23 protein-coding genes are annotated in these 21,911 nt (G+C 68.4%); 9 read left to right on the forward strand and 14 right to left on the reverse strand.

The genetic code is table 11. From position 1 onward, the window contains the following. Positions 1-13 precede the first annotated feature (13 nt). Together dacB and GNX71_RS32330 are read left to right on the forward strand one after the other, a co-directional pair. A complete protein-coding gene (gene dacB / locus GNX71_RS32325; protein ID WP_206176166.1) occupies positions 14-1,438 on the forward strand; it encodes a D-alanyl-D-alanine carboxypeptidase/D-alanyl-D-alanine-endopeptidase in 1,425 nt (474 codons plus the stop codon). A 213-nt stretch (positions 1,439-1,651) separates the two neighbouring features. After that, positions 1,652-3,178: a prolyl oligopeptidase family serine peptidase gene (locus GNX71_RS32330; protein WP_241027360.1), complete on the forward strand. Its 1,527-nt coding sequence runs from the start codon at positions 1,652-1,654 to the stop codon at positions 3,176-3,178. On the opposite strand, the gene GNX71_RS32335 is transcribed toward GNX71_RS32330, so the two are convergent. Genes GNX71_RS32335 through purE form a run of 3 tightly spaced genes read right to left on the reverse strand, consistent with a single transcriptional unit; the run spans position 3,179 to position 5,918 of the window. Next, positions 3,179-4,180, reverse strand: coding sequence for an L-threonylcarbamoyladenylate synthase (locus GNX71_RS32335; RefSeq protein WP_206176167.1), 1,002 nt, complete (start codon positions 4,178-4,180; stop codon positions 3,179-3,181). Then, on the reverse strand, positions 4,177-5,370 hold the full coding sequence (locus GNX71_RS32340) for a 5-(carboxyamino)imidazole ribonucleotide synthase (protein ID WP_206176168.1): 1,194 nt from the start codon (positions 5,368-5,370) through the stop codon (positions 4,177-4,179). Before GNX71_RS32340 ends, GNX71_RS32335 begins: the two co-directional genes overlap by 4 nt. Continuing rightward, positions 5,367-5,918 (reverse strand): 5-(carboxyamino)imidazole ribonucleotide mutase, encoded by a 552-nt coding sequence (gene purE / locus GNX71_RS32345; RefSeq protein ID WP_206176169.1) that lies wholly within the window; start codon positions 5,916-5,918, stop codon positions 5,367-5,369. The genes GNX71_RS32340 and purE overlap by 4 nt, the downstream gene beginning before the upstream one ends. A 36-nt stretch (positions 5,919-5,954) precedes the next feature. Here purE and GNX71_RS32350 point away from each other — a divergent pair, with 36 nt between their 5' ends. The 4 genes from GNX71_RS32350 to GNX71_RS32365 all read left to right on the forward strand — a co-directional run bounded on the left by GNX71_RS32350 (position 5,955) and on the right by GNX71_RS32365 (position 9,144). Next, positions 5,955-6,875 (forward strand): tetratricopeptide repeat protein, encoded by a 921-nt coding sequence (locus GNX71_RS32350; RefSeq protein WP_206176170.1) that lies wholly within the window; start codon positions 5,955-5,957, stop codon positions 6,873-6,875. Between the two features lie 126 nt (positions 6,876-7,001). Beyond that, positions 7,002-7,310: a helix-turn-helix transcriptional regulator gene (locus GNX71_RS32355; RefSeq protein ID WP_206176171.1), complete on the forward strand. Its 309-nt coding sequence runs from the start codon at positions 7,002-7,004 to the stop codon at positions 7,308-7,310. 41 nt (positions 7,311-7,351) lie between these two features. Beyond that, the gene (locus GNX71_RS32360) at positions 7,352-8,641 is read left to right on the forward strand and encodes a HipA domain-containing protein (protein ID WP_206179812.1); all 1,290 of its coding nucleotides are present in this window, start codon (positions 7,352-7,354) and stop codon (positions 8,639-8,641) included. A gap of 62 nt (positions 8,642-8,703) precedes the next feature. Further along, positions 8,704-9,144 carry an META domain-containing protein gene (locus GNX71_RS32365; protein ID WP_206176172.1) on the forward strand — a complete coding sequence of 147 codons (441 nt, stop codon included), beginning with the start codon at positions 8,704-8,706 and terminating at the stop codon, positions 9,142-9,144. Positions 9,145-9,148: 4 nt separating this feature from the next. Here the strand turns inward: GNX71_RS32365 and GNX71_RS32370 are convergent, their stop codons facing one another. The 4 genes from GNX71_RS32370 to GNX71_RS32385 all read right to left on the reverse strand — a co-directional run bounded on the left by GNX71_RS32370 (position 9,149) and on the right by GNX71_RS32385 (position 12,715). Beyond that, positions 9,149-10,054, reverse strand: a complete 906-nt coding sequence (locus tag GNX71_RS32370; protein WP_206176173.1) for a phosphoribosylaminoimidazolesuccinocarboxamide synthase — start codon at positions 10,052-10,054, stop codon at positions 9,149-9,151. A gap of 107 nt (positions 10,055-10,161) precedes the next feature. Beyond that, entirely contained in the window at positions 10,162-11,226 is a 1,065-nt protein-coding gene (gene fba / locus GNX71_RS32375) for a class II fructose-bisphosphate aldolase (RefSeq protein WP_013544161.1), read from the reverse strand. Between the two features lie 65 nt (positions 11,227-11,291). Beyond that, on the reverse strand, positions 11,292-12,221 hold the full coding sequence (locus GNX71_RS32380) for an alpha/beta hydrolase (RefSeq protein WP_206176174.1): 930 nt from the start codon (positions 12,219-12,221) through the stop codon (positions 11,292-11,294). A 35-nt stretch (positions 12,222-12,256) separates the two neighbouring features. Beyond that, positions 12,257-12,715 (reverse strand): Lrp/AsnC family transcriptional regulator, encoded by a 459-nt coding sequence (locus GNX71_RS32385; RefSeq protein WP_206179813.1) that lies wholly within the window; start codon positions 12,713-12,715, stop codon positions 12,257-12,259. A gap of 164 nt (positions 12,716-12,879) precedes the next feature. On the opposite strand from GNX71_RS32385, the gene GNX71_RS32390 reads away from it, so the two are divergent. Further along, a complete protein-coding gene (locus tag GNX71_RS32390; RefSeq protein ID WP_206176175.1) occupies positions 12,880-13,896 on the forward strand; it encodes a 1-aminocyclopropane-1-carboxylate deaminase in 1,017 nt (338 codons plus the stop codon). Here GNX71_RS32390 and pyk read toward each other — a convergent pair whose 3' ends face one another. From pyk to GNX71_RS32405, 3 genes are all read right to left on the reverse strand, one after another. Further along, positions 13,897-15,345 carry a pyruvate kinase gene (pyk, locus tag GNX71_RS32395; RefSeq protein WP_206176176.1) on the reverse strand — a complete coding sequence of 483 codons (1,449 nt, stop codon included), beginning with the start codon at positions 15,343-15,345 and terminating at the stop codon, positions 13,897-13,899. A gap of 87 nt (positions 15,346-15,432) precedes the next feature. Next, positions 15,433-16,626, reverse strand: coding sequence for a phosphoglycerate kinase (locus GNX71_RS32400; RefSeq protein ID WP_206176177.1), 1,194 nt, complete (start codon positions 16,624-16,626; stop codon positions 15,433-15,435). 93 nt (positions 16,627-16,719) lie between these two features. Further along, positions 16,720-17,625, reverse strand: coding sequence for a LysR family transcriptional regulator (locus GNX71_RS32405; protein ID WP_206176178.1), 906 nt, complete (start codon positions 17,623-17,625; stop codon positions 16,720-16,722). Positions 17,626-17,710: 85 nt separating this feature from the next. Here GNX71_RS32405 and GNX71_RS32410 point away from each other — a divergent pair, with 85 nt between their 5' ends. Together GNX71_RS32410 and GNX71_RS32415 are read left to right on the forward strand one after the other, a co-directional pair. After that, positions 17,711-18,253, forward strand: a complete 543-nt coding sequence (locus tag GNX71_RS32410) for a VOC family protein (protein ID WP_206176179.1) — start codon at positions 17,711-17,713, stop codon at positions 18,251-18,253. Then, complete coding sequence (locus GNX71_RS32415) at positions 18,246-19,367, forward strand: alpha/beta hydrolase (RefSeq protein WP_206176180.1); 1,122 nt, start codon at positions 18,246-18,248, stop codon at positions 19,365-19,367. The genes GNX71_RS32410 and GNX71_RS32415 overlap by 8 nt, the downstream gene beginning before the upstream one ends. A 21-nt stretch (positions 19,368-19,388) precedes the next feature. On the opposite strand, the gene GNX71_RS32420 is transcribed toward GNX71_RS32415, so the two are convergent. Genes GNX71_RS32420 through GNX71_RS32435 form a run of 4 tightly spaced genes read right to left on the reverse strand, consistent with a single transcriptional unit; the run spans position 19,389 to position 21,908 of the window. Continuing rightward, positions 19,389-19,724 (reverse strand): AzlD domain-containing protein, encoded by a 336-nt coding sequence (locus tag GNX71_RS32420; RefSeq protein WP_176661306.1) that lies wholly within the window; start codon positions 19,722-19,724, stop codon positions 19,389-19,391. After that, on the reverse strand, positions 19,721-20,461 hold the full coding sequence (locus GNX71_RS32425) for an AzlC family ABC transporter permease (protein ID WP_206176181.1): 741 nt from the start codon (positions 20,459-20,461) through the stop codon (positions 19,721-19,723). Before GNX71_RS32425 ends, GNX71_RS32420 begins: the two co-directional genes overlap by 4 nt. Next, on the reverse strand, positions 20,461-21,414 hold the full coding sequence (gene fmt / locus GNX71_RS32430) for a methionyl-tRNA formyltransferase (RefSeq protein ID WP_206176182.1): 954 nt from the start codon (positions 21,412-21,414) through the stop codon (positions 20,461-20,463). Before fmt ends, GNX71_RS32425 begins: the two co-directional genes overlap by 1 nt. Beyond that, positions 21,411-21,908 (reverse strand): hypothetical protein, encoded by a 498-nt coding sequence (locus tag GNX71_RS32435; protein ID WP_206176183.1) that lies wholly within the window; start codon positions 21,906-21,908, stop codon positions 21,411-21,413. The genes fmt and GNX71_RS32435 overlap by 4 nt, the downstream gene beginning before the upstream one ends. Positions 21,909-21,911: the final 3 nt, after the last annotated feature.

The following is a 21,911-nucleotide window of genomic DNA, read 5'->3' on the forward strand; positions in this document are numbered from 1 at the left end:
GGATAATGGCCGGATGCCTTTCGCCACCCGCCTGATCCCGTCCCTCCTCGTCTCCCTCGCCACGCTGGCTTCGGCCAGCGCCTTCGCCCAGCAGGCCCTTCCCACCGGCGTGGAAGCCGCCCTGGCGCGCGCCAAGGTGTCGCGCGAGACGGTGACGATGCTGGTGGTCGATGCCGACGGCACCCGCCCGCCGCGCCTGGCCTGGCGTTCGCAGGTGCCGGTGAACCCGGCATCGATGATGAAGCTGGTCACCACCTATGCGGCGCTCGACCTGCTCGGCCCCGCCTACAGCTGGAACACGCCGGTGTACGTGGAGGGCACGGTGAACAACGGCGTGCTCGACGGCAACCTCTACATCAAGGGCCAGGGCGATCCGAAGCTGGTGCTCGAGCGCGTGTGGCTGATGCTGCGCCATGTGCAGGGCCTGGGCATCACCACGGTGAGCGGCGACATCGTGATCGACCGCAGCGCCTTCGAGAACACGGTCGAGAACGACCCGAGCGCCTTCGACGGCGAGCCGCTGCGGCCCTACAACGCGTCACCCGATGCGCTGTTGATCAACTTCAAGTCGATCAACATGACCTTCGCGCCCGACCGCGCCGGGCAGATCGCGCGCGTGAGCTACGAGCCGCCGCTCGCAAGCGTGGCGATGCCGGCCACCGTGCCGCTCGTGCCCGGCGAATGCGGCGACTGGCGCACCGCGCTCAGGACCGATTTCAGCGACGTCAACCGCATCCGCTTCAACGGCGGCTTCCCGGCCGCCTGCGGCGAGAAGAGCTGGGCCGTGGCGTACGGCGATCCGCGCACCTACGGCATGCGCGCGCTCGGGGGCATGTGGGCCGAGATGGGCGGGCGCGTCGGCGGCCAGATGCGCGAGGGCCGCGTGCCGCCGGGCCTGAAGCCCGCCTTCGAGTTCGGCTCGCCGCCGCTCGCGGAGGTGATCCGCGACATCAACAAGTACAGCAACAACGTGATGGCGCAGCAGGTGTTCCTCACCATCGGCCTCACGCAGAAGAACCGCGGCACCTTCGAGGCCTCGCGCAGCGCGCTGGGCCAGTGGTGGCGCGACCGCATCGGCACCGGCGAGGCGCAGCCGGTGTTCGAGAACGGCTCGGGCCTGTCGCGCGACGAGCGCATCAGCGCCGCGGCGCTGGGCAAGATGCTGCAGGTGGCGTGGCGCTCGCCGGTGATGCCGGAGCTGATGTCGTCGCTGCCCGCCTCGGGCGTCGATGGCACGCTGAAGAAGCGGGCGCTGCGCTCGGGCGGCGCCGCGCACCTGAAGACCGGCACGCTGCGCGATGCCTCGGGCGTGGCCGGTTATGTGCACGGCGCGAGCGGCCGTCGCTATGTGCTGGTGGCCATCGCCAACGGCGAGAACGCGGGGGCCACGCGTGCCGCGTTCGACGCGCTGGTGGACTGGGCCGCGCAGGACAACTGACCACCAACGGCTGCTTCAGCCTGGTACGCCGCACCGGGGTGTACTGAAAACTTCTGTAGGTGTACGCCGCTTGCGCGCGGCCATGGCGCTGCCCAGAATCGGACGCTCGTTCGATTCCATACACAGCGTCACAGCGACGCAGCAGGAGACACGCCTTGAACAAGCCGCAACAACAACCCTCCACGCCGCTGCACAAGCTGGCGGCCCTTGCCGGTGTCACGCTGCTGCTCGCGGCCTGCGGGGGCGGCGGAGATGATGGAGGCGGCATCGGCGTGGGCTTTCCGCCGCCCGTCACCGACACCGGACGCGGCTCTGTCGTCACCAATCCGCCGCGCGCAAGTCACGCGGCTGTCGGTCGACCAGTTCAAGACGCTGCTGGGCGCCGACGACAAGGGCCGCGCGCTGCTGCAGGTCGCGGGCACGCCCAAGTGCGGCATCGACACGCGCTACCTCGAATACCGCACCGTCGGCGGCAAGGGCGAAGCCACCACCGCGACCGCCGCGATCATGGTGCCCGCAGGCACCGACGTGGCCTGCAACGGCGCGCGGCCGGTGGTGCTCTATGCGCACGGCACGAACGCTGCGCGCGACTACAACCTCGCCAAGTGGACCGACATCAACCAGGCCGCCGCCGGCGAAGGCGTGGTGGTCGCCGCCATGCTCGCGGCGCAGGGCTACATCGTGGTGGCGCCCAACTACGCGGGCTACGACAAGTCGACGCTGGCCTACCACCCGTACCTGAACGGCGACCAGCAGGGCAAGGACATGGTCGATGCGCTCACCGCCGCGCGCAAGACCTTCTCGGGCATCGACGCGAACGACGCGGGCTCGCTCTTCATCACCGGCTATTCGCAGGGCGGCTACGTCGCGATGGCCGCGCACCGCGAGATGCAAGCCACGGGCAAGACGGTGACGGCCTCGGCGCCGCTCTCGGCCCCCGCAGCCATCAGCCTCCTGACCGACTACACCTTCCAGGGCTGGCCGGCACTGGGCGCGACGCTGTTCGTGCCGCTCCTGTCGACCAGCTGGCAGCAGCAGTTCGGCAACGTCTACAACGCCACCGGCGACGTGTATGAAGCGCAATACGCCACCGGCATCGATACGCTCCTGCCGAGCGCGACGCCGGACACGCTGTTCTCCAGCGGCAAGCTGCCGCAACTGGCGCTGTTCCCGGCCAACGCCACGCCGGGACCGGTGAGCCCCGAGCTGTCGATCTTCTACGGCGCCAACAACCTGGTGCGCCAGAGCTACCTCACGCAGGCGGCCGGCGATGTCCAGTCCAACCCCTGCCCCGGCAACGCACTGCCCGCGACGGCGGCTTCGTTGAGTTCGACGTCACCGCTCAATTGCAGCCCCTCGACGGGCTTTCGCAAGGCGGCGCTCGCCAACGACCTGCGCAACTGGGTGCCGACCCGGCCGGTGCTGATGTGCGGCGGCGCCAACGACCCGACGGTGAATTTCGTCAGCACCCGCGCCACGGCGGGCTACTTCCGTGCGAAGGGCATGCCCGCTTCGGCGTTGGCCGTGGTGGACCTGGAGGATTCGGCCGCGATCGACGCCTACTCGGCCGCCCGCGCCGGCTTCGCGCAGGCCAAGGGCACACTCGCGCAGAACACGCCGGGCAGCGATGCCGACAAGGCGCGCGCAGTCACCGCCGCGTACCACGGCACGCTGGCGCCGCCGTTCTGCCTGGCGGCAGCACGTGGGTTCTTCCAGGGCGTGCTGGCTGCAGGGGGCTGATCAGGCCGCTGCCGCGCGCTGGAGCCGGTCGCGCACGCCTTCCCACTCGGGCGTGTCGGGCGGCGTCTCGACCCAGATCAGCTTGACGCCCTCTGCGTCGAACTCGCGCAGCACCGCGAACAGCTGGTGCGCGCTGGCCGCCGCGTCGTCGGGCATGCGCCGCTGCAGCACGCGCTGCGAACGACAGCGCAGGCTGGTGCGCGACCAGACGGCGATGTGCGCGGCATTGGCGCCGAGCACGTCGAGGCCCGTCTGCAGCGCTTTCGCATCCATCAGGCGCACCTTGGCGTTCGGCGCGTAGTGCGCCTCGAGCGTGCCCGAGGCGCGTGGGTCGGGGGTTTCGAGCACGTCGCGATCGTTGAGCTTCTCGCCGCAGGCCGCTTCGATCTGCGCGCGCGTGATGAGGCCCGGGCGCAGCAGCACGGGTGCGCCGCGGCTGCAGTCGACGATGGTCGATTCGATGCCGACCTCGCAGGCGCCGCCGTCGACGACCGGCACCGCATCGCCGAACTCCTCGTACACGTGCTGGGCCGTGGTCGGGCTCACGCGGCCGAAGCGGTTGGCGCTCGGCCCCGCGACGCCCGGCACGCCCTGCTCGGCGCAGGCCTCGAGCAGCGCCTGGGCCACCGGGTGCGAGGGGCAACGCAGGCCGATGGTGTCCTGCCCGCCCGCCGCCGCGGCGCCCACGCCGGGCTGGCGGGTGACGATCAATGTGAGCGGGCCGGGCCAGAAGGCCTGCACCAGCTTCTGCGCGAAGAGCGGCAGCGGCTGGGCGAAGCGCGAGAGCGCCTCGGTGCCCTTCATGCCGGCCGCGACGTGCACGATCAGCGGATGGTCGGCGGGCCGTCCCTTGGCCTTGAAGATCCCGGCCACGGCCATGTCGCTGCTCGCGTCGGCGCCCAGGCCGTAGACGGTCTCGGTCGGGAATGCGACCAGCCCGCCCGCGCGCAGCACGCGCACGGCCTCGGCGATGGCCTCGGGGGATTGGCCGTCGAGGATCATGCGAGGCCGGTCACTTCCACCGGCGGCAGTCCCAGCAGCAGCGCGGCCTGCGAGGCATTGGCGCGCACGCTCTCGAGCGTGGCGCCGGTGAGGGTCAGGTGGCCCATCTTGCGGCCGGGCCGCGGCTCGATCTTTCCGTAGAGGTGCAGATGCACGCCCGGCAGCGCGAGCACGTCGCTCCAGCGCGGCGAGACCGGCTTTTCTTCGCCCGAGGTGAACCACAGGTCGCCCAGCAGGTTCAGCATGATCGCGGGGCTGTGCTGGCGCGGCGCCGCGAGCGGCAGGCCGGCGAGCGTGCGCACCTGCAGCTCGAACTGCGACACGTCGCAGGCTTCCATCGTGTAGTGGCCGCTGTTGTGCGGGCGCGGCGCCATTTCATTGACCACCAGCGAGCCGTCGGCCAGTGCGAAGAACTCGACGCACAGCACGCCCACATAGTCCAGGCCGTTCGCGATGCTCTTCGCGGAATTGACCGCGCCCTGCGCCACCGTCTTGGGCATGTTCAGCACATGCACCTCGGTGACGGCCAGGATGCCGTCGCGGTGCAGGTTGCGCTGGGGCGGAAAGTGCACGACCTGCCCGTCGCGGCCGCGCGCGAGGATCACCGAGCACTCGAATTCGAGCGGCAGCAGCTTCTCGAGCACGCAGGGCACGCAGCCGGTGGCCTGCCAGGCCTCGACCAGCTCGGCGCGCGTCTTCACGCGCTGCTGGCCCTTGCCGTCGTAGCCCAGGCGGGCCGTCTTCAGGATGCCGGGCAGCAGGTGATCTTCGACGGCGGCGAGCTGGGCCGCGGTCTCGATGGCCGCGTAGGGCGCGCAGGGCACGCCGCAGCGGGTGAAGTGGGCCTTCTCGGCGATGCGGTCCTGCGCGATGGCGATGGCCGAGGCATTGGGCGACACCGGTCGCGCCACGGCCAGGTGCTCCAGCGAGGGCGCGGGCACGTTCTCGAACTCGGTCGTCACCGCGTCGGCCAAGCCGGCCAGGCGGGCGAGGCCGTCGACATCGGCGTAGTCGGTGTGGATGTGGTGATGGCTCACCCGGCCGGCGGGACTGTCGGCGTCGGGGTCGAGCACCGCGGTGAAGTAACCCATGCGCTGTGCGGCATGCGCGAACATGCGGCCGAGCTGGCCGCCCCCGAGCACGCCGAGCGTGGCGCCCGGGAGGATGGGCAGGTCACCGTTCTTGGTCACAGGGCACCTCCGCCTTGCGGCGAGAAAGGAGAAACCGCGGGGGCCTCGCCGGCGGGGGCCGGCGGCAGCGTCATGGCTTCGGCGGCGGCCGTCTGGGCCGTGCGGAAGGCGTCCAGCTTCGCGCGCAATGCCGGGTTGTTCACCGCCAGCATCGCCACCGCAAACAGCGCCGCGTTGGCCGCACCGGCATTGCCGATCGCAAAGGTGGCCACCGGCACGCCCTTGGGCATCTGCACGATGCTGTAGAGGGAATCGACGCCCTGCAGGTGGCGGCTGGCCACGGGCACGCCGAGCACCGGCACCGTGGTTTTCGAGGCCAGCATGCCCGGCAGGTGGGCCGCGCCGCCCGCGCCCGCGATGATCGCGGTGAGCCCGCGCCCGGCGGCGCTTTCGGCGTACGCGAACAGCGCATCGGGCATCCGGTGGGCCGAGACCACCTTTGCTTCGTGCCCGATTCCGAATTGCTGGAGAATCTCGACCGCGTTGCGCATCGTCTCCCAATCGGAGCTCGAGCCCATCACTACACCGACCTGAATGGTTTCGTTCATGGTTTCAATTTTACGTTTCACCCCCAGTTGGTTCCGATGATCGACATCACTCTCGAAAATTTCCAGGCCGAGCTGATCGAAGGCTCCGTCGCCACGCCGGTGCTGCTGGACATCTGGGCCGAATGGTGCGGCCCCTGCAAACAGCTCGGTCCGGTGCTCGAAAAGCTCGAGGTCGAGTACGCCGGCCGCTTCACGCTGGCCAAGCTGGACGCCGACAAGGTGCCGCAGATTTCGTCGCAACTCTCCGAGATGTTCGGCGTGCGCAGCATCCCGTTCTGCGTGATGTTCAAGGACGGCCAGCCGGTCGACGGCTTCGTCGGCGCCATTCCGGCCGAGAAGATCCGCGAATTCCTCGACAAGCACGTGCCGGGCGCCGACGAGGCCGAAGCCGCTTCCGAAGAAGCCGCCGCGCAGGAGGCGTTGGCTGAGGGCGATACCGAGGGCGCACTCGAGAAGCTGCAGCACGCGGTGGCGACCGACCCGGCCAACGACGACGCCCGCTTCGACTACGTCAAGCTCCTGCTGCAGGAAGGCCGCGCCGACGACGCCAAGGTCGCCTTCGCGCCGGTGATCGCCAGGACTTCCCTGGTGCGCCGCTTCGACGCGCTGCAACGCTGGATGGACGCCATCGATTTCGCGGCCCCCGTGACCGGCGCCGCGCCCGCGATCGCCGAGTTCGACGCGAAGATCGCCGCCAACAAGCGCGACTTCGACGCCCGCTTCGGCCGCGCCCGCCTCCTGATGGCCGCGCAGCGCTGGACCGACGCGATGGACGAGCTGCTCGACATCCTGATGCGCGACAAGACCTGGAGCGAAGACCTCGCCCGCAAGACCTACATCGCGATCCTCGATGTGATCGAGCCGCCGAAGGTGAAGGTGGCCGATGGGCAGATTCCGCCGGATGACCCGGTCGTGGCCACCTACCGCCGCCGCCTCAGCAGCGTGGTTCTGAGCTGAAAATACAAAAATGCGCAGCCTGATGCGCATTGAATTGGAAAAGCGACTCAAGGGTCGCTTTTTTATTGCCTATTCGCCACTAAATAGATAGCATTGCTACTCAATCTGAAGAAAAAGCGTACGCCAATGCTCCAACTCACCGAAGAACTCGAAAAAGCCCGCAAGGCCGGCGGCCTGAGCCAAGAGGCGCTGGCCACCCAGGCGGGGCTCTCGCGCATGACGGTGCAGCGCATCGAAAGCGGCCAGATCGACCCGCGGCTGTCGACGCTGCTCGAAATGGCGCGCGTGCTGGGGCTCGAGCTGATGCCCGTGCCCGCCAGCTTGCGCCCGCAGCTCGAAGACTTCGTGCGCTCGGGCGGCCGCCTGCTGGGCCAGCCGGCGGGCGTGGGCGCACCGCCGTCCATTGCGCAGAGCCTGGCTGACGAAAACCGGTGAGCACCCGGGCCGCCTTCAACACCGGCATCCGCTACCTGCGGATGTATCTGCACGCTCCCGGTGGCGGGCGGCGCGCCATCGGCTATCTCTCGCAGTACGGCGACATCCTGCGCGTGTCGTTCGACGAGGCGTACATCGCCGATCCCGGCCGGCCGACGCTTTCCCTCGCGTACCGCGGCGCAGACGAGGCTTCGACCCGCGCCATCCTGGCCTCGGCGCGCGACACCCGCGTCTCGCGCAGCGACGGCCACTGGCCGAGCTACTTCCAGAACCTGCTGCCCGAAGGCCACAACCGTGAGCGCCTCGCGCAGCAGCGCGGCTGCGCGGCCGACGACGAGTTCGAGCTGCTGGCCGCCGCCGGCCACGACCTGACGGGCGCGCTCGAGGTCGAGCCGGTGCCCACGGCCGAAGGCATTCCCGACACCGTGCGGCACTGGCACACGGCGCTGGGGCTCGACGTGCTGGAGCCAGGCTTCGTCGAGATGCCGGTAGAAGACGCCGCTGCCATCCCCGGCGTGGTGACCAAGTTTTCAGCGGTGCAGGACGGACGGCGCTACGTGGTGCGACGCCACGGGGCGGCGGGCTCCTTCATCCTCAAGCTGCCGAGCACGCGGCATCCGGACCTGGTCGACAACGAGTTCACCGGCTACCGCCTCTGCGGCGCGCTGGGCCTCGACTGCGCCGAAGCCAGCGTGATCGGCCGTGCCGACGCCGACCTGCCCGAGCAGGTGCGCTTCGAGCAGATCCTCGCCGTGCGCCGCTTCGACCGCACCCCCGAAGGCGGGCGCATCCACATGGAAGAGTTCGCACAGGTGCTGCAGTACGAGCCCCGGCAGAAATACGGCCGCGGCCTCGCGGTCGACTGGCCCGCAATGCTGCGCGTGCTCGACCGGCTCTCGCCGAACCCGGTGGCCGATGTGCGCGAGTGCGTGCGGCGCATCGTCGCCTTCATCCTGCTGGGCAACAGCGACGCACACCTGAAGAACTGGGCGCTCCGTTACCCCGACGGCGTGGCGCCGGTGCTGGCGCCGCTCTACGACCCGGTGTGCGTGGCCGCCTTCTTCGAGGACGTGCCGGCCGGCGACTACGGAGTGAACCGGGCGATCGACGCGAAGCTGCGCGCCTTCGACTGGCCGGCGCTCGACGCCCTGCTGCGCTCGGCGGGCCTGCTGCGCCCGGCGCGGCTCATGGCGATCGCCCGCGACACGGTGCGCCAGGCGCAGGCCGAATGGCCCGCACTGCTCGCCCAAGACGGCACGCCCGCGAGCGTGCGGCGCTGCATCGAGGCTCGATTGGCGGGCGGCGTGGCGCTGTCGACATTGGCGAGCTAAGCCACCTCGCATACGATGGCGCCCGATTCAACTTGTTGCAGATGCAAAAGGAAAGACTGGCCATGCGTTCCTTCGCCCGCCACATTGCGCTCCCCGTTCTTGCAACGGCCGCGCTGCTGACCACCTTGACCGGCTGCGGGAGCGGCATCAGCCTGGACGAACCCATCGAAGGCCCGGTGTGGCGCCTCGCGCAGCTGGGCGACGAGCCCATCACGCCGGGCGGCGATGCGCAGATCCAGTTCGACCGCAGCAGCGGGCGTGTCAGTGGATCGGGAGGATGCAACCGCGTGTCGGGCACGTTCACCCGCAGCGGCATCTCATTGAAGATCGGGCAGCTGGCCGCCACGCGCATGGCCTGCGCCGACCCGGTGCGCGGCGCCAACGAGGCGCAGTTCCTCTCGGCGCTGCAGAGCACGACGAGCTACAGCCTCGCGCCGGGGCGGCTGGCGTTGCTGGACGCCGGCGGCCGGACGGTGGCGACGCTGAGTTCAGGGAACCGCTGAGGGATCAGCCCGTGAGGCGTTCCAGCGCCTCGCGGTACTTGGCCGCAGTCTTCTCGATCACCTCTGCCGGCAGGCGCGGCGCCGGCGGCGTCTTGTCCCAGGGCTTGCCGTTGATCTTCGTGGCCTCGAGCCAGTCGCGCACGAACTGCTTGTCGTAGCTCGGCGGATTGGTGCCGGCGGCCAGTGCGGCCTCGTAGCCTTCGACGGGCCAGTAGCGCGAGCTGTCGGGCGTGAGCACTTCGTCCATCAGCACCAGCGTGCCGGCTTCGTCGAGGCCGAATTCGAACTTGGTGTCGGCAATGATCATTCCCTTGGTGAGGGCGATCTGCGCGGCGGTTTCGTAGATCGCGATGCTGGTCTCGCGGATCTGCTGGGCCAGCTTGGGGCCGACGATCTCGACCACGCGGTCGTAGCTGATGTTCTCGTCGTGCTCGCCGGCCGCGGCCTTGGCGGCGGGCGTGAAGATCGGGCGCGGCAGCTTGCTCGCGTTGGTCAGGCCTTCGGGCAGCGGCACGCCGCAGACCGAGCGGCTTTCCTGGTATTCCTTCCAACCGCTGCCGGCGAGATAGCCGCGCACCACGGCCTCGACCGGGATCGGCTTCAGGCGCTTGACCAGCATCGAGCGCTGGGTGACCTGCGGCACTTCCTCGGCCGTGACCACGCTCTCGGGCGCATCGCCGGTCAGGTGGTTCGGGCAGATCTGGCCGAGCCGGTCGAACCACCACAGCGCCATCTGCGTGAGGATCTCCCCCTTGCCGGGAATCGGCTCGCCCATGATCACGTCGAAGGCGCTGAGCCGGTCGCTCGCGACCATCAGGATGCGGTCTTCGCCGACGGCGTAGTTGTCGCGCACCTTGCCGCGCGCAAGCAGGGGCAGGCTCTGGATGGAGGAGGTGTGGACGGTGGTCATGGGAACAGAGGGGGGAGATGCTGTGGGGAAACGGGTGACGGGAAAGCGGATTGTGCGCGCAGAAAAAAGCCACCGCGAACGGTGGCCTTCGAATCGCGGGGAAGTTTTTAGACGACCTCTTGCGCCAGCTCGCCCTTGGCGTACTTGGCGGCCACGACCTGCAGCGTGTCGCCCTTGATCTTGGCGCCCTGGCCTTCGCAGCCGAACTCGATGTAGCGCTGCTTGCAGATCAGCTTGGCGGCTTCGCGCGCCGGCTTGAGCCATTCGCGGGCGTCGAACTTCTCGGGGTTCTCGGCCAGGAACTTGCGCACCGCGCCGGTCATGGCCAGGCGGATGTCGGTGTCGATGTTGATCTTGCGCACGCCGTGCTTGATGGCTTCCTGGATTTCCTTGACGGGCACGCCGTAGGTTTCCTTCATGTTGCCGCCGTACTGGCGAATGATCGCCAGCAGTTCCTGCGGCACGCTCGAGGAGCCGTGCATCACCAAGTGGGTGTTGGGAATGCGGCGGTGGATTTCCTTGATGCGGTCGATCGCCAGGATGTCGCCGGTGGGCTCGCGGGTGAACTTGTAGGCGCCGTGGCTGGTGCCGATGGCGATGGCCAGCGCGTCGATCTGGGTGCGCTTGACGAAGTCGGCGGCCTGCTCGGGGTCGGTGAGCAGTTGCTCGCGCGTCATGGTGTCGTCGGTGCCGTGGCCGTCTTCCTTGTCGCCCTTCATGGTCTCGAGCGAACCCAGGCAGCCGAGCTCGCCTTCGACGGTCACGCCCAGGCGGTGGGCCATGTCGGACACCTTCTTGGTGACGTCCACGTTGTAGTCGTAGCTGGCGATGGTCTTGCCGTCGGCCTCGAGCGAGCCGTCCATCATGACCGAGCTGAAGCCCAAGTCGATGGCGCCCTTGCAGACGTCGGGGTTCTGGCCGTGGTCCTGGTGCATGACCAGCGGGATGTTCGGGTACTGCTCGATCGCGGCCTGGATCAGGTGCTTGATGAAGGCTTCGCCGGCGTATTTGCGGGCCCCTGCGCTGGCTTGCAGGATGACGGGGGCGCCGGTTTCCTTGGCGGCCTCCATCACGGCCTGGACCTGTTCGAGATTGTTGACGTTGAAGGCCGGAATGCCGTAGCCATTGGCTGCGGCGTGGTCCAGCAGTTCGCGCATCGAGACGAGTGCCATGGGGAAATACCTCGCGGGAATTAGGGAAAGAAGAAGGCTGAAAGACGAGAAAAACTGCCCTAATTCTACCGAGCCCCCTTGTGGGACAGGACTGACGCCAACCCGAGGAAGTCCATGACCGGCGGCAGCACCGGACCGCCCAGCCACTGGATCGGCTTGCCGAACGCCCCGATCAGCGTGACATGGCTGAGGTTGTCGAACAGCTTGACCTGCACCGGGACCCCGGCGGCGCGCAAGGCCGCGGCCATCTGGCCGGTGTTGCGGTCGGGGTAGACGAGGTTGTCTTTCGATGCCGCCATCAGCAGCGCGCGGGGCGACGCCGCGCTCGCATGCGCGAGCGGCTGCGAGTCGCGCGGCGTGTTCGGCCAGTTGAAGGCGGCCTGCGCCTGCGGGTCGCCGATGGGCAGGAAGTCGTAGGGACCGGCCAGGCCGATCCAGCCCGCGAGCTGCCTGGGGCTCCCGCCGAGTTCGCCGAGCCAGCGATCGTCCAGCGCCACCATCGCGGCGTTGTAGCCGCCCGAGCTGTGGCCCATCACGTAGACCTGTTTCGGGTCGGCGCCGAGCTGCGCGGCGTTGTCGAGCGCCCATTTGACGGCCAGGGCGCTGTCGCGCACGAAGACAGGGTAGGTGAAGGCGGGCGAGAGGCCGTAGTCGGGAATCACCACCACCGCGCCCCGGGCGGCCAGCGCCTCGCCGACGAACTTGTAGCTCGCGCGGTCGCCGCTGCTCCATGTGCCGCCGAAGAAGAACACCACCAGCGGGCGGGTGCCCCGTGCCGGCGGCGTGGCAGGCAACGGCTGGTAGACGTCGAGCTGCTGCCGCGGCGCGGCGCCATAGGCGATGCCGCCCTGGAACTGGTAGGTGTCCTCGGGCACCAGCCCGTTGAGCACCTTGATGGGGGAGCAGGCCGAGAGCACGGCAGCTGCGGTGACGGTGAAGGCGGTGGTGAGGGCGCCGCGGCGCCGGCGCAGGGACGCGAAAGTGGGAAGGCTCATCGTCACAGTACGCACGCGGGCGCGCCCCGGTTTCGTCAGATTGGAAGCTGCGTGGTCGACAGCACCTGCTTCAAGACCACGAAGGTGCGGATCTGCCGTACGCCCGGCAGGTACAGCAACTGTTCGGCGTGCAGGCGGTTGAAGCTGTCGTTGTCGCGGGTGCGCACGAGCATGAAGTAATCGAATTCGCCCGAGACCACATGGCATTCGAGGCAGCCCGAGACCTTCTGCGCGGCCTTCTCGAAGTCGGAGAACGAGTCGGGCGTGGAGCGGTCGAGCACCACGCCGATCATCACGAGCATGCCGACCTCGAGCGCGTCGGGATCGAGCAGCGCGACGATGCCCTTGATGAACCCGGCCTCCTTCAGCCGCTCGACGCGGCGCAGGCAGGCGGGGGCGCTGAGGTTGACCTTGGCGGCGAGCGCCACATTCGATACCGAGGCATCGCGCTGCAGCGCGCGCAGGATGGCGCGGTCGGTGCGATCGAGCTCCATCGAGGGACGCAACTTTGTTGTGCTCACAGAGCCATCCTTGAACTAAAAGTCTTTTATCTGCGCATCTTGCCTTCTTTTTTCCAAAAATCTCCATGAATTTCGCAAGCACGTTGCGAACCCTTCTTCCTACGATCGATGGCTTCAACCCTCTCGGAGCCGCGTCGATGAACCTGAAGAAATTTCCCCGCCACGCCCTGACCTTTGGCCCTACGCCGATCCATCCGCTCAAGCGCCTGAGCGCGCACCTGGGCGGCAAGGTCGAGCTCTATGCCAAGCGCGAGGACTGCAACAGCGGCCTGGCCTTCGGCGGCAACAAGACCCGCAAGCTCGAATACCTGATTCCCGAGGCGCTCGAAGGCGGCTACGACACGCTGGTGTCCATCGGCGGCATCCAGTCGAACCAGACGCGGCAGGTGGCCGCGGTGGCGGCGCACCTGGGCCTCAAGTGCGTGCTGGTGCAAGAGAACTGGGTCAACTACTCCGACGCGGTGTACGACCGGGTCGGCAACATCGAGATGTCGCGAATCATGGGCGCCGACGTTCGACTCGACGCCGCGGGCTTCGACATCGGCATCCGCAAGAGCTGGGAAGACGCGATGGAAAGCGTGCGCCAGGCCGGCGGCAAGCCTTTTCCGATTCCGGCGGGTTGCTCCGAGCATCCGAGGGGCGGCCTGGGCTTCGTGGCCTTCGCCGAAGAAGTGCGCCAGCAGGAAGCCGAACTCGGCTTCAAGTTCGACTACGTCGTGGTCTGCGCCGTGACCGGCAGCACGCAGGCCGGCATGGTGGTCGGCTTCGCGGCCGACGGCCGAGCCGACCGCGTGATCGGCATCGACGCCTCGGCCAAGCCGCAGCAGACCTTCGACCAGATCCTGCGCATCGCGAAGAACACGGCCGAGCTGGTCGAACTGGGCCGCGACATCACAGAGAAAGACGTGGTGCTGGACCGCCGCTTCGGCGGGCCGGAATACGGGCTGCCGAACGAAGGCACGCTGGAGGCGATTCGCCTCTGCGCCCGCTTCGAAGGCATGCTGACCGACCCCGTGTACGAGGGCAAGTCGATGCACGGGATGATCGAGAAGGTGCGGCTCGGGGAGTTTCCGGCCGGATCGAAGGTGCTGTATGCGCACTTGGGCGGTGTGCCCGCCCTCAACGCCTACAGCTTCCTCTTCAGGAACGGCTGATCAGCTCGCGCGGCAGATCTTCAGCATGTTGGTGCCGCCCGGGGCACCCATGGGCTCGCCGCAGGTGATCGCGTAGACGTCGCCGCTCTGCACGATGCCGCGCTTCTTCAGGTGGTTCTCGGCCTGCTGCAGCGCGGTGTCGCGGTCGCTTTCCGAATCCATCAGGAGCGGGCGCACATTGCGGTACAGCGCGAGCTTGCGCTGCGTGGCCAAGCGCGAGGTCAACGCGTACATCGGGATGTGCGCGCGGTGGCGGCTCATCCACAGGATGGTGGAGCCCGATTCGGTCAGCGCCACGATGGCCTTCGCGCCCAGGTGGTGGGCGGTGAAAAGGGCGCCCATCGCGATCGACTGGTCGATGCGGCTGTAGGCCTTGCCGCTGAAATCGGCGTCGAGCGTCTTGTCTTCGGCCGCTTCGGCGGCTTCGCAGATGCGGCTCATCTCCTGCACGGTTTCCAGCGGGTAGCGGCCGGAGGCGGTTTCGGCCGAGAGCATCACGGCATCGGTGCCGTCGAGCACGGCGTTGGCCACGTCGCTCACCTCGGCGCGGGTGGGCACGGGGTTGGTGATCATCGACTCCATCATCTGGGTCGCGGTGATCACCACCTTGTCCATGTCGCGCGCCATGCGGATCATCTTTTTCTGCAGTGCGGGCACTGCCGCATTGCCGACTTCGACGGCCAGGTCGCCGCGGGCGACCATGATGCCGTCGCTGGCGCGCAGGATCTCTTCGAGCTTCGGAATGGCTTCGGCACGCTCGATCTTGGCGATCATGCCGGGCTTGTGGCCGTACTCGGCGGCCGCCACGTTGCACAGCTGGCGGGCCATTTCCATGTCGGTGGCGTTCTTCGGAAAGCTCACGGCCACGTAATCGGCCTGGAAGCTCATCGCGGTCTTGATGTCTTCCATGTCCTTGGCGGTCAACGCTGGGGCGGTGAGGCCGCCGCCCTGCTTGTTGATGCCCTTGTTGTTGGAGAGCTCGCCGCCCAGCTTGACGGTGGTGTAGACCGCTTCGCCCTTGACGCCGTCGACCGTGAGCACGATCAGGCCGTCGTTCAGCAGCAGCTTGTCGCCGGGCTTCACGTCGCGCGGCAGGTCCTTGTAGTCGAGGCCCACGGCGTCGATGTCGCCCAGCTCGGTGCGCGAGGCATCGAGCACGAACTTGGCACCTGCTTCGAGCAGCACCTTGCCCTGCGCGAACCGGCCGACGCGGATCTTCGGACCCTGCAGGTCGGCCATGATGGCCACTTCGCGGCCCGCCTTGCGGGCGGCTTCGCGCACCATGGTGGCGCGGTCGATGTGGTCCTGCGCGGTGCCGTGGCTGAAATTCAGGCGCACCACGCTGACCTTGGCCAGGATCATCTTTTCCAGCAGTTCGGGGGTGCTGGACGCCGGGCCGAGGGTGGCGACGATCTTGGTGGCGTGGCGGGGGATGCGATCCGTGCTCATGAAATGGGTCTCCGTTTTGTATTCGCTACTGTATACACTTTGTGTGTCTGACGGAAGTCACCCTCACGAGATTCCCCGCCGCCGATGTCAGCCGGCCGCGCGCTTGCTCAGGATTTCGAAGGCCGGCAGGGTCTTGCCCTCCAGCACTTCGAGGAACGCGCCGCCGCCGGTCGAGATGTAGCCGACCTGCTTTTCGATGCCGTACTTGGCGATGGCCGCGAGCGTGTCGCCGCCGCCGGCGATCGAGAACGCGCTGCTCTGGGCGATCGCCTGCGCGATGGCCTTGGTGCCGCCCGCGAAGGCGTCGAACTCGAACACGCCGACCGGGCCGTTCCAGACGATGGTGCCGGCTTCGCGCAGCTGCGCCGCAAGAATCGCGGCGGTCTTGGGGCCGATGTCCAGGATCAGGTCGTCGTCGTCCACGTCGTTCGCGTCCTTGACGGTGGCGGGTGCGTCGGCCGCGAAGGTCTTGGCCGTGACCACGTCCACCGGAATCGGCACGTCGGCGCCGCGCGCACGCATGGCCTCGATCACCGCCTTGGCCTGGTCGACCAGGTCGGGCTCGGCCAGTGACTTGCCGATCGAAAGGCCCGCGGCCAGCATGAAGGTGTTGGCGATGCCGCCGCCCACGATCAGCTGATCGACGTTGGCCGACAGGCTCTTGAGGATGGTGAGCTTGGTGCTGACCTTGGAACCGGCCACGATGGCCACCAGCGGCCGCTTGGGCTGGGCCAGCGCCTTGGTGATCGCGTCGATTTCGGCCGCAAGCAGCGGGCCGGCGGCTGCGATCTTGGCGAACTGCGCGATGCCGTAGGTGGTGGCCTCGGCGCGGTGGGCGGTGCCGAAGGCATCGTTCACGTAGATGTCGGTGAGCGCGGCGAGCTTGCGGGCGAGCGCCTCGTCGTTCTTCTTCTCGCCCTTGTTGACGCGGCAGTTCTCCAGCAGCACGACCTGGCCGGGCTTGACGTCGACGCCGTCGACCCAGTTGGCGACCAGTGGCACATCACGGCCGAGCAGTTCGCCCAGGCGCCTGGCCACGGGAGCGAGCGAGTCTTCGGGTTTGAATTCACCCTCGGTCGGGCGACCCAGGTGCGAAGTGACCATCACGGCCGCGCCGGCGTCGAGCGCCAGCTGGATGCAGGGCACCGAGGCGCGGATGCGCGTGTCTTCGGTGATGTTGCCCGCGTCGTCCTGCGGCACGTTGAGATCGGCGCGGATGAAGACGCGCTGGCCGGCGGCCTTGCCCTGCGCGCAGAGGTCGGTGAATCGAATGACGTTCATGGGTCTCTGGAGATAGTGGAAAACAGGTCGTCTTGCATTGTAGGTATCGCCCCGCGGCCGCTCTATGCGCCTCTTGCAGCGTTCCGATGCTTTTCAACCCTTCGGCTGCGACTTGGCGAAGCGCTCCAGGATCTCGACGAAGCTCGCCGCGGCCGGCGAAAGCGCGCGCCGCGCCGCGCTGTAGACGCACACCTCGCGATGGAAGTCGGGCGACTCGAGCCGCACCATCTGCAGCCCGTGGGCGCGCACCAGCGGCGCGGAGTACGTCGGGCACACGGTGAGCCCCAGCCCCGAGGCCACCATGCCGAGCGCGGTGGTCATGTACGACACCTCCTGGGTACCGGGGCGCAGCATGAGCTCGCGGTCCGCCGGGGCCAGCTCGGGCAGCACGCGCTGGCGGAAGTCGCGCGTGGGCGCGATGAAGGTGTACGGGCCGAGCTCGTGCCAGCGCACCTTGCGGCGCCTGGCGAAGGCGTGGTCGGGCGGGCAGATCAGCCAGTGGCGGTCGCGCAGCAGCGTGCGTCGTTCGATGGAGGCGTCGACCGCCACGTCCTGCCCCACGGCGAGTTCGACATCGCCGGCCATCACGCCGGCCAGCAGGTGCTCGGGCAGCGTATCGGCCAGGCGCACATCGACGTCGGAATACGCCTCGCGGTAGGCCGCGATCACGCGCGGCATCAGCGTGCAGGCCATGAGTTGCGGCGCCGCAAGGCGTAGCAAGCCTTTCTTCTTGTCACGCAGCTCGGTCACGCCGGCCACTGCGGTCGTCAGGTCGCCGAGCAGGCGATGCACCGAGGGCAGGAATTCGCGCCCCGCCTCCGAGAGCTGCACGCGCCGGGTATGGCGGTCGAGCAGCTGCACGCCCATTTCGCGTTCGAGCTCGCGCACCAGCACGCTGAGCGCCGACTGCGTGAGATGCAGCTGCTGCGCCGCCGCGGTGAAGCTGCCGGCTTCGGCGACGGCGGCGAAGGCGCGCAGTTGGCGCAACGTCAGATTCATATGCTTATTTCATCAATCGATGAATTAATTTCGATTGCATCATAAGACGCGGCATCGCCCAATCACGGCTCACAGGAACCAAGCCATGCCGACGACGACTGCCCCACCTATCCACGGACTGCACCACTTCGCATGGCGCTGCCGCGACAGCGAGGAGACCCGCCACTTCTACGAAGACCTGCTGGGCCTGCCGCTCGCGCACATCATCCAGAGCGACCACGTGCCCAGCACCGGCGAGTACTGCCCCTACGTGCACATCTTTTTCCAGATGCGCGACGGCTCCTACATCGCCTTCTTCGACCTGGGCGACGACACCGCCGCGCTGCCTTCGCCGAACACGCCCGCGTGGGTGAACCACATCGCGCTGCGCGTCGATTCGGTGGACGACCTGCTGGCCGCCAAGGCGCGGCTCGAAGGCGCGGGCGTCGAGGTGCTGGGGGTGACCGATCACCACATCATCGAATCGATCTACTTCTTCGACCCGAACGGCATTCGCCTGGAGCTGACGACGCCGACCGTGCCGCAAGCGGAGATGGATGCGCATGCGCGGCATGCGCGTGCGGACCTCGATGCATGGACCGCGCGCAAGGCCGGGCTGCGCGCGGCGAAAGGCGCGTCGAATGTCTGAGCTGCAACTCGCCGTCATCGACGTGAAGCCCGGCGCGGCGATGGAAAGCCAGTCGGGCCTGCAGCTGCTGCGCCCGCGCATCTACGGCGCCTTCCGCGCGCCCACGGGTCCGAAGAAAGTCGCGGCCATCGTGATGCATCCGACCAGCAACTTCATGGGCCACTACCTGATCGGCCCGCTGGCCGAGCGCGGCATCTGCTGCATGGGGTTGAACTCGCGCTTCGTGGGCAACGACACGGTGCTGCTGATGGAGCGCGCGATTCAAGACCTGGGCGCTGGCGTGCAGTACCTGCGCGCGGCTGGCTACGAGAAGGTGTTCCTCGTCGGCAATTCGGGTGGCGCGGCGCTCGCGGCCTTCTACCAGGCGCAGGCCGAGAAGCTCACCGCCACGCACCTGCCCGACGGCGACCCGACGCATCTCCACTCAAGCGACCTGCCGCCCGTGGACGGCATCGCGCTGTGCGCCGCCCACCTGGGCCGCACACGGTTGATGCGCGACTGGATCGACCCGTCGGTCACCGATGAACACGATCCGCTGTCAGTGGACCCCGAGCTCGACATGTACGACACGCGCCATCGCATGCCTTACGACAGCGACTTTCTCGCGCGCTTCAGCGCAGCGCAGAAGGCGCGGCTGGATCGCATCGAACGGTGGTGCATCGACCGCCTGGCGTTGCTGCGCAGCACGCCGGGCGCCCCGCGTGACCAGACCTTCATCGTCTACCGCACGCATGCCGATCCGCGTTGCGTCGATTTGTCGCTCGACGCAAACGACCGCCTGCCCGGCAGCGTGTGGGGCGATGCGCGCCAGGTGAACTACTCGGCGAATGCGATGGGCCGCACGACGTCGCTGACCGCGTTCCTCTCGCAATGGTCGTCGCGCTCGCAAGCGGATGGTCCAGCCAACCTCGCGCGCACCACGGTGCCCAAGCTGCTGCTGACCTACACGGGTGACCAATCGACTTTTCCGAGCACGCGCGATGCGTGGATGGCAGCGGGCGGCACGCGCATCCGCAACGTCGACATCGTGGGCGGCAACCACTACCTCGCGGGGCAGCCCGAGCTGATCCCGAAGGCGGCGGACGCCATCGCCGAATTCGCCCACGCGCTGTAGCGCGCTTTGGAAAGCGCTGCGTTACCAGCCCAGCCAGAGGTGCAGCGGCAGGTACACCGCCATGCCCGCCAGCATCGTGCCGAGCACGCCGCGGCGCCAGAAGTAGTAGGCGCCGCCGACGACGGCCGCGTACAGGCGCGCGTCGTGCAGCGTGGTGATCAGGTGGCCTTGCGTCATGACGATTTCGGGCGCGATCACGCCGGCCAGCGCGGCGGCCGGCGCGTAGTGCAGCGCGCGGTGCGCCCAGTCGGGCAGGCCCCAGGGCCGGTCGAGGATGAAGAAGAAGCAGCGCGTGAGCACCGTGACCAGGGCCAGGCCGGCGATCACGCCCAGCGTCCAGAGATCGGTGCCCCTCACTTGTCGTCCTCCGCATCGGGGTCGAGCCCGAACTGCTTCTCCAGCCAGAAGCACAGCAGCACCGCGGCGCCGATGGCCACCACGATGTTGAGCTTGAGCGGCAGCGCGTAGGCCGCGACCGCGGTGGCGCCGGCGATCAGCGCGGCCAGGATGCGCAGCGGCGTGGTCGCCATCGAGCAGACGATCGCCACCAGGCTCAGCACGCCAGCGAAACCCAGGCCCCAGGTTTGCGGGATGAGGTTGGCCAGCGCGATGCCCAGGAGGCTCATGCCCATCCACGAGCACCAGGTCACGAAGTAGTTGCCGGTGAGGTAGGCCTCCTGCGACTGCTGCTCGGCAACGGTCACGGGCGGTGCCGGGTACTGGCGGGTGAAGAGCGCATAGCTCAGGTCCGCCGTCAGGTACCCATGCGTCATGCGGCGCCAGCGCGGCATGTGCATGAGGTAGGGCCGCAGGTGCAGGCTGAAGACCACGAAGCGCAGGTTCACGCAGAAGCCCGTCGCCAGGATCACCCAGGCCGGCGCGCCCGCGAACAACAGCGGAATGGCCGCGAGCTGGGAGCTGCCGGCATAGACGAACAGCGTCATCGCCACCGCCTCGACCACGCTCATGTTCGACTTGACCATGGCCACGCCGGTCATCAGGCCCCAGGCGCCGATGCCCAGCGCGGCCGAGGACATGTCGCGCATGCCCTTGCGGAATTCGGGGCGCTGGCGGATTGCCGATGAGAGAAACATCAGCCGAACACCTGCCCGGGCTTCAGGTCGAAGCCGCGCAGGAAATCGGCCACGGGCAGGCGCTTGCCGCCCGGACGCTGGAGCTCGGTGAGCATCACGCCCGTGTCTCCGGTGGCCACCGCGACGCCGGTGTCGCTGACGGACAGGATCGTGCCGGGCGCGGCCGGCGCGCCGGCGGGCACCGCGTGCGCGGTCCAGAGCTTGATGGTCTCGCCGTCGAGCGGGCTGTTGGCACCCGGAAACGGATCGAAGGCCCGGATGCGTCGCACGATGGCGTCGGCGGGCTGGGTCCAGTCGATCAGCGCTTCGTGCTTCTCGACCTTGTTGGCATAGGTGACGCCTTCGGCGGGCTGCGGCGTGCGGGTCAAGCCACCGAGGTTCGCCAGGGCCTCGACGATCATCCGGCCGCCGAGCGCGGCCAGGCGGTCGTGCAGGCGGGCGGTGTTGTCGGCGCCGATGTCCACGGCCTCGCGCAGCAGCATGTCGCCGGTGTCCAGGCCCGCGTCCATCTGCATGATGGTGATGCCGGTCTCGGCATCGCCAGCCTCGATGGCGCGGTGGATCGGCGCGGCGCCGCGCCAGCGCGGCAGGAGGCTCGCGTGGATGTTCAGGCACCCGTGCGCCGGCAGGTCGAGCACCCACTGCGGCAGGATGAGCCCGTAGGCGGCAACCACCATCACGTCGGGTTGCGCCTGCAGCAGGGCATCGCGACCGGTGGCGGCTTCGTCCGGGTACTTGCCGTCCAGACGGAGGCTGCGCGGCTGCGTGACCGGCCAGCTGTTGGCAACCGCGAACTGCTTGACGGGGGAAGCCTGCAGCTTCATGCCGCGGCCCGCGGGCCGGTCGGGCTGGCTCAGCACCAGCACGACGTCATGGCCGGCGGCTGCGATGGCCTCCAGCGCGACGCGCGCGAACTCGGGCGTGCCCGCAAAAGCGACCTTGAGCCGGCTCAATCTCGGATCCGTTCGTATTCGAGGTCATCCCCCGTGTGATAGCGACGGACCACGCCGGTGGGGTCGATATAGATATAGAGCATGCGGCGCTCGTTCACAGCCTTGTAGCGCCAGGTCCAGACCACGCCGTCGAAGGAGCTCACGCGGTCGATCTGGTAGGGCCGGCCATAGAAGGCCATGACGTCGTTCTGGCGCCACTGGTTGACCTTGATGTCGTAGCCGAAGCGCGCCTCGCTGAGCACCTGGGTCGCCGAAACGACCTTGCCCGACGCGTCCACGTCGATGTCGGTGACCTCGAAGCCGGCCGGCATGCGCGAATACTGGAGGCGCTCGCCGCCGTTGTTGAGCGGGTAGCGGCCGGTGGGCGCGCCCAGGCGCTGCAGGGTTTCGGCGGCGGTGGTGCCGGGCTGGATGCGGGTGGGATCGTTGGCGCAGCCGGCGACCGCTGCGAGAACCGCCAATGCCGCAAGGGAGCCGAGGCTGCGCAAGGTCATGAG

The sequence above is a fragment of the Variovorax sp. RKNM96 genome (genome assembly GCF_017161115.1).
In the GTDB taxonomy this organism is placed as follows: Bacteria; Pseudomonadota; Gammaproteobacteria; order Burkholderiales; family Burkholderiaceae_C; genus Variovorax.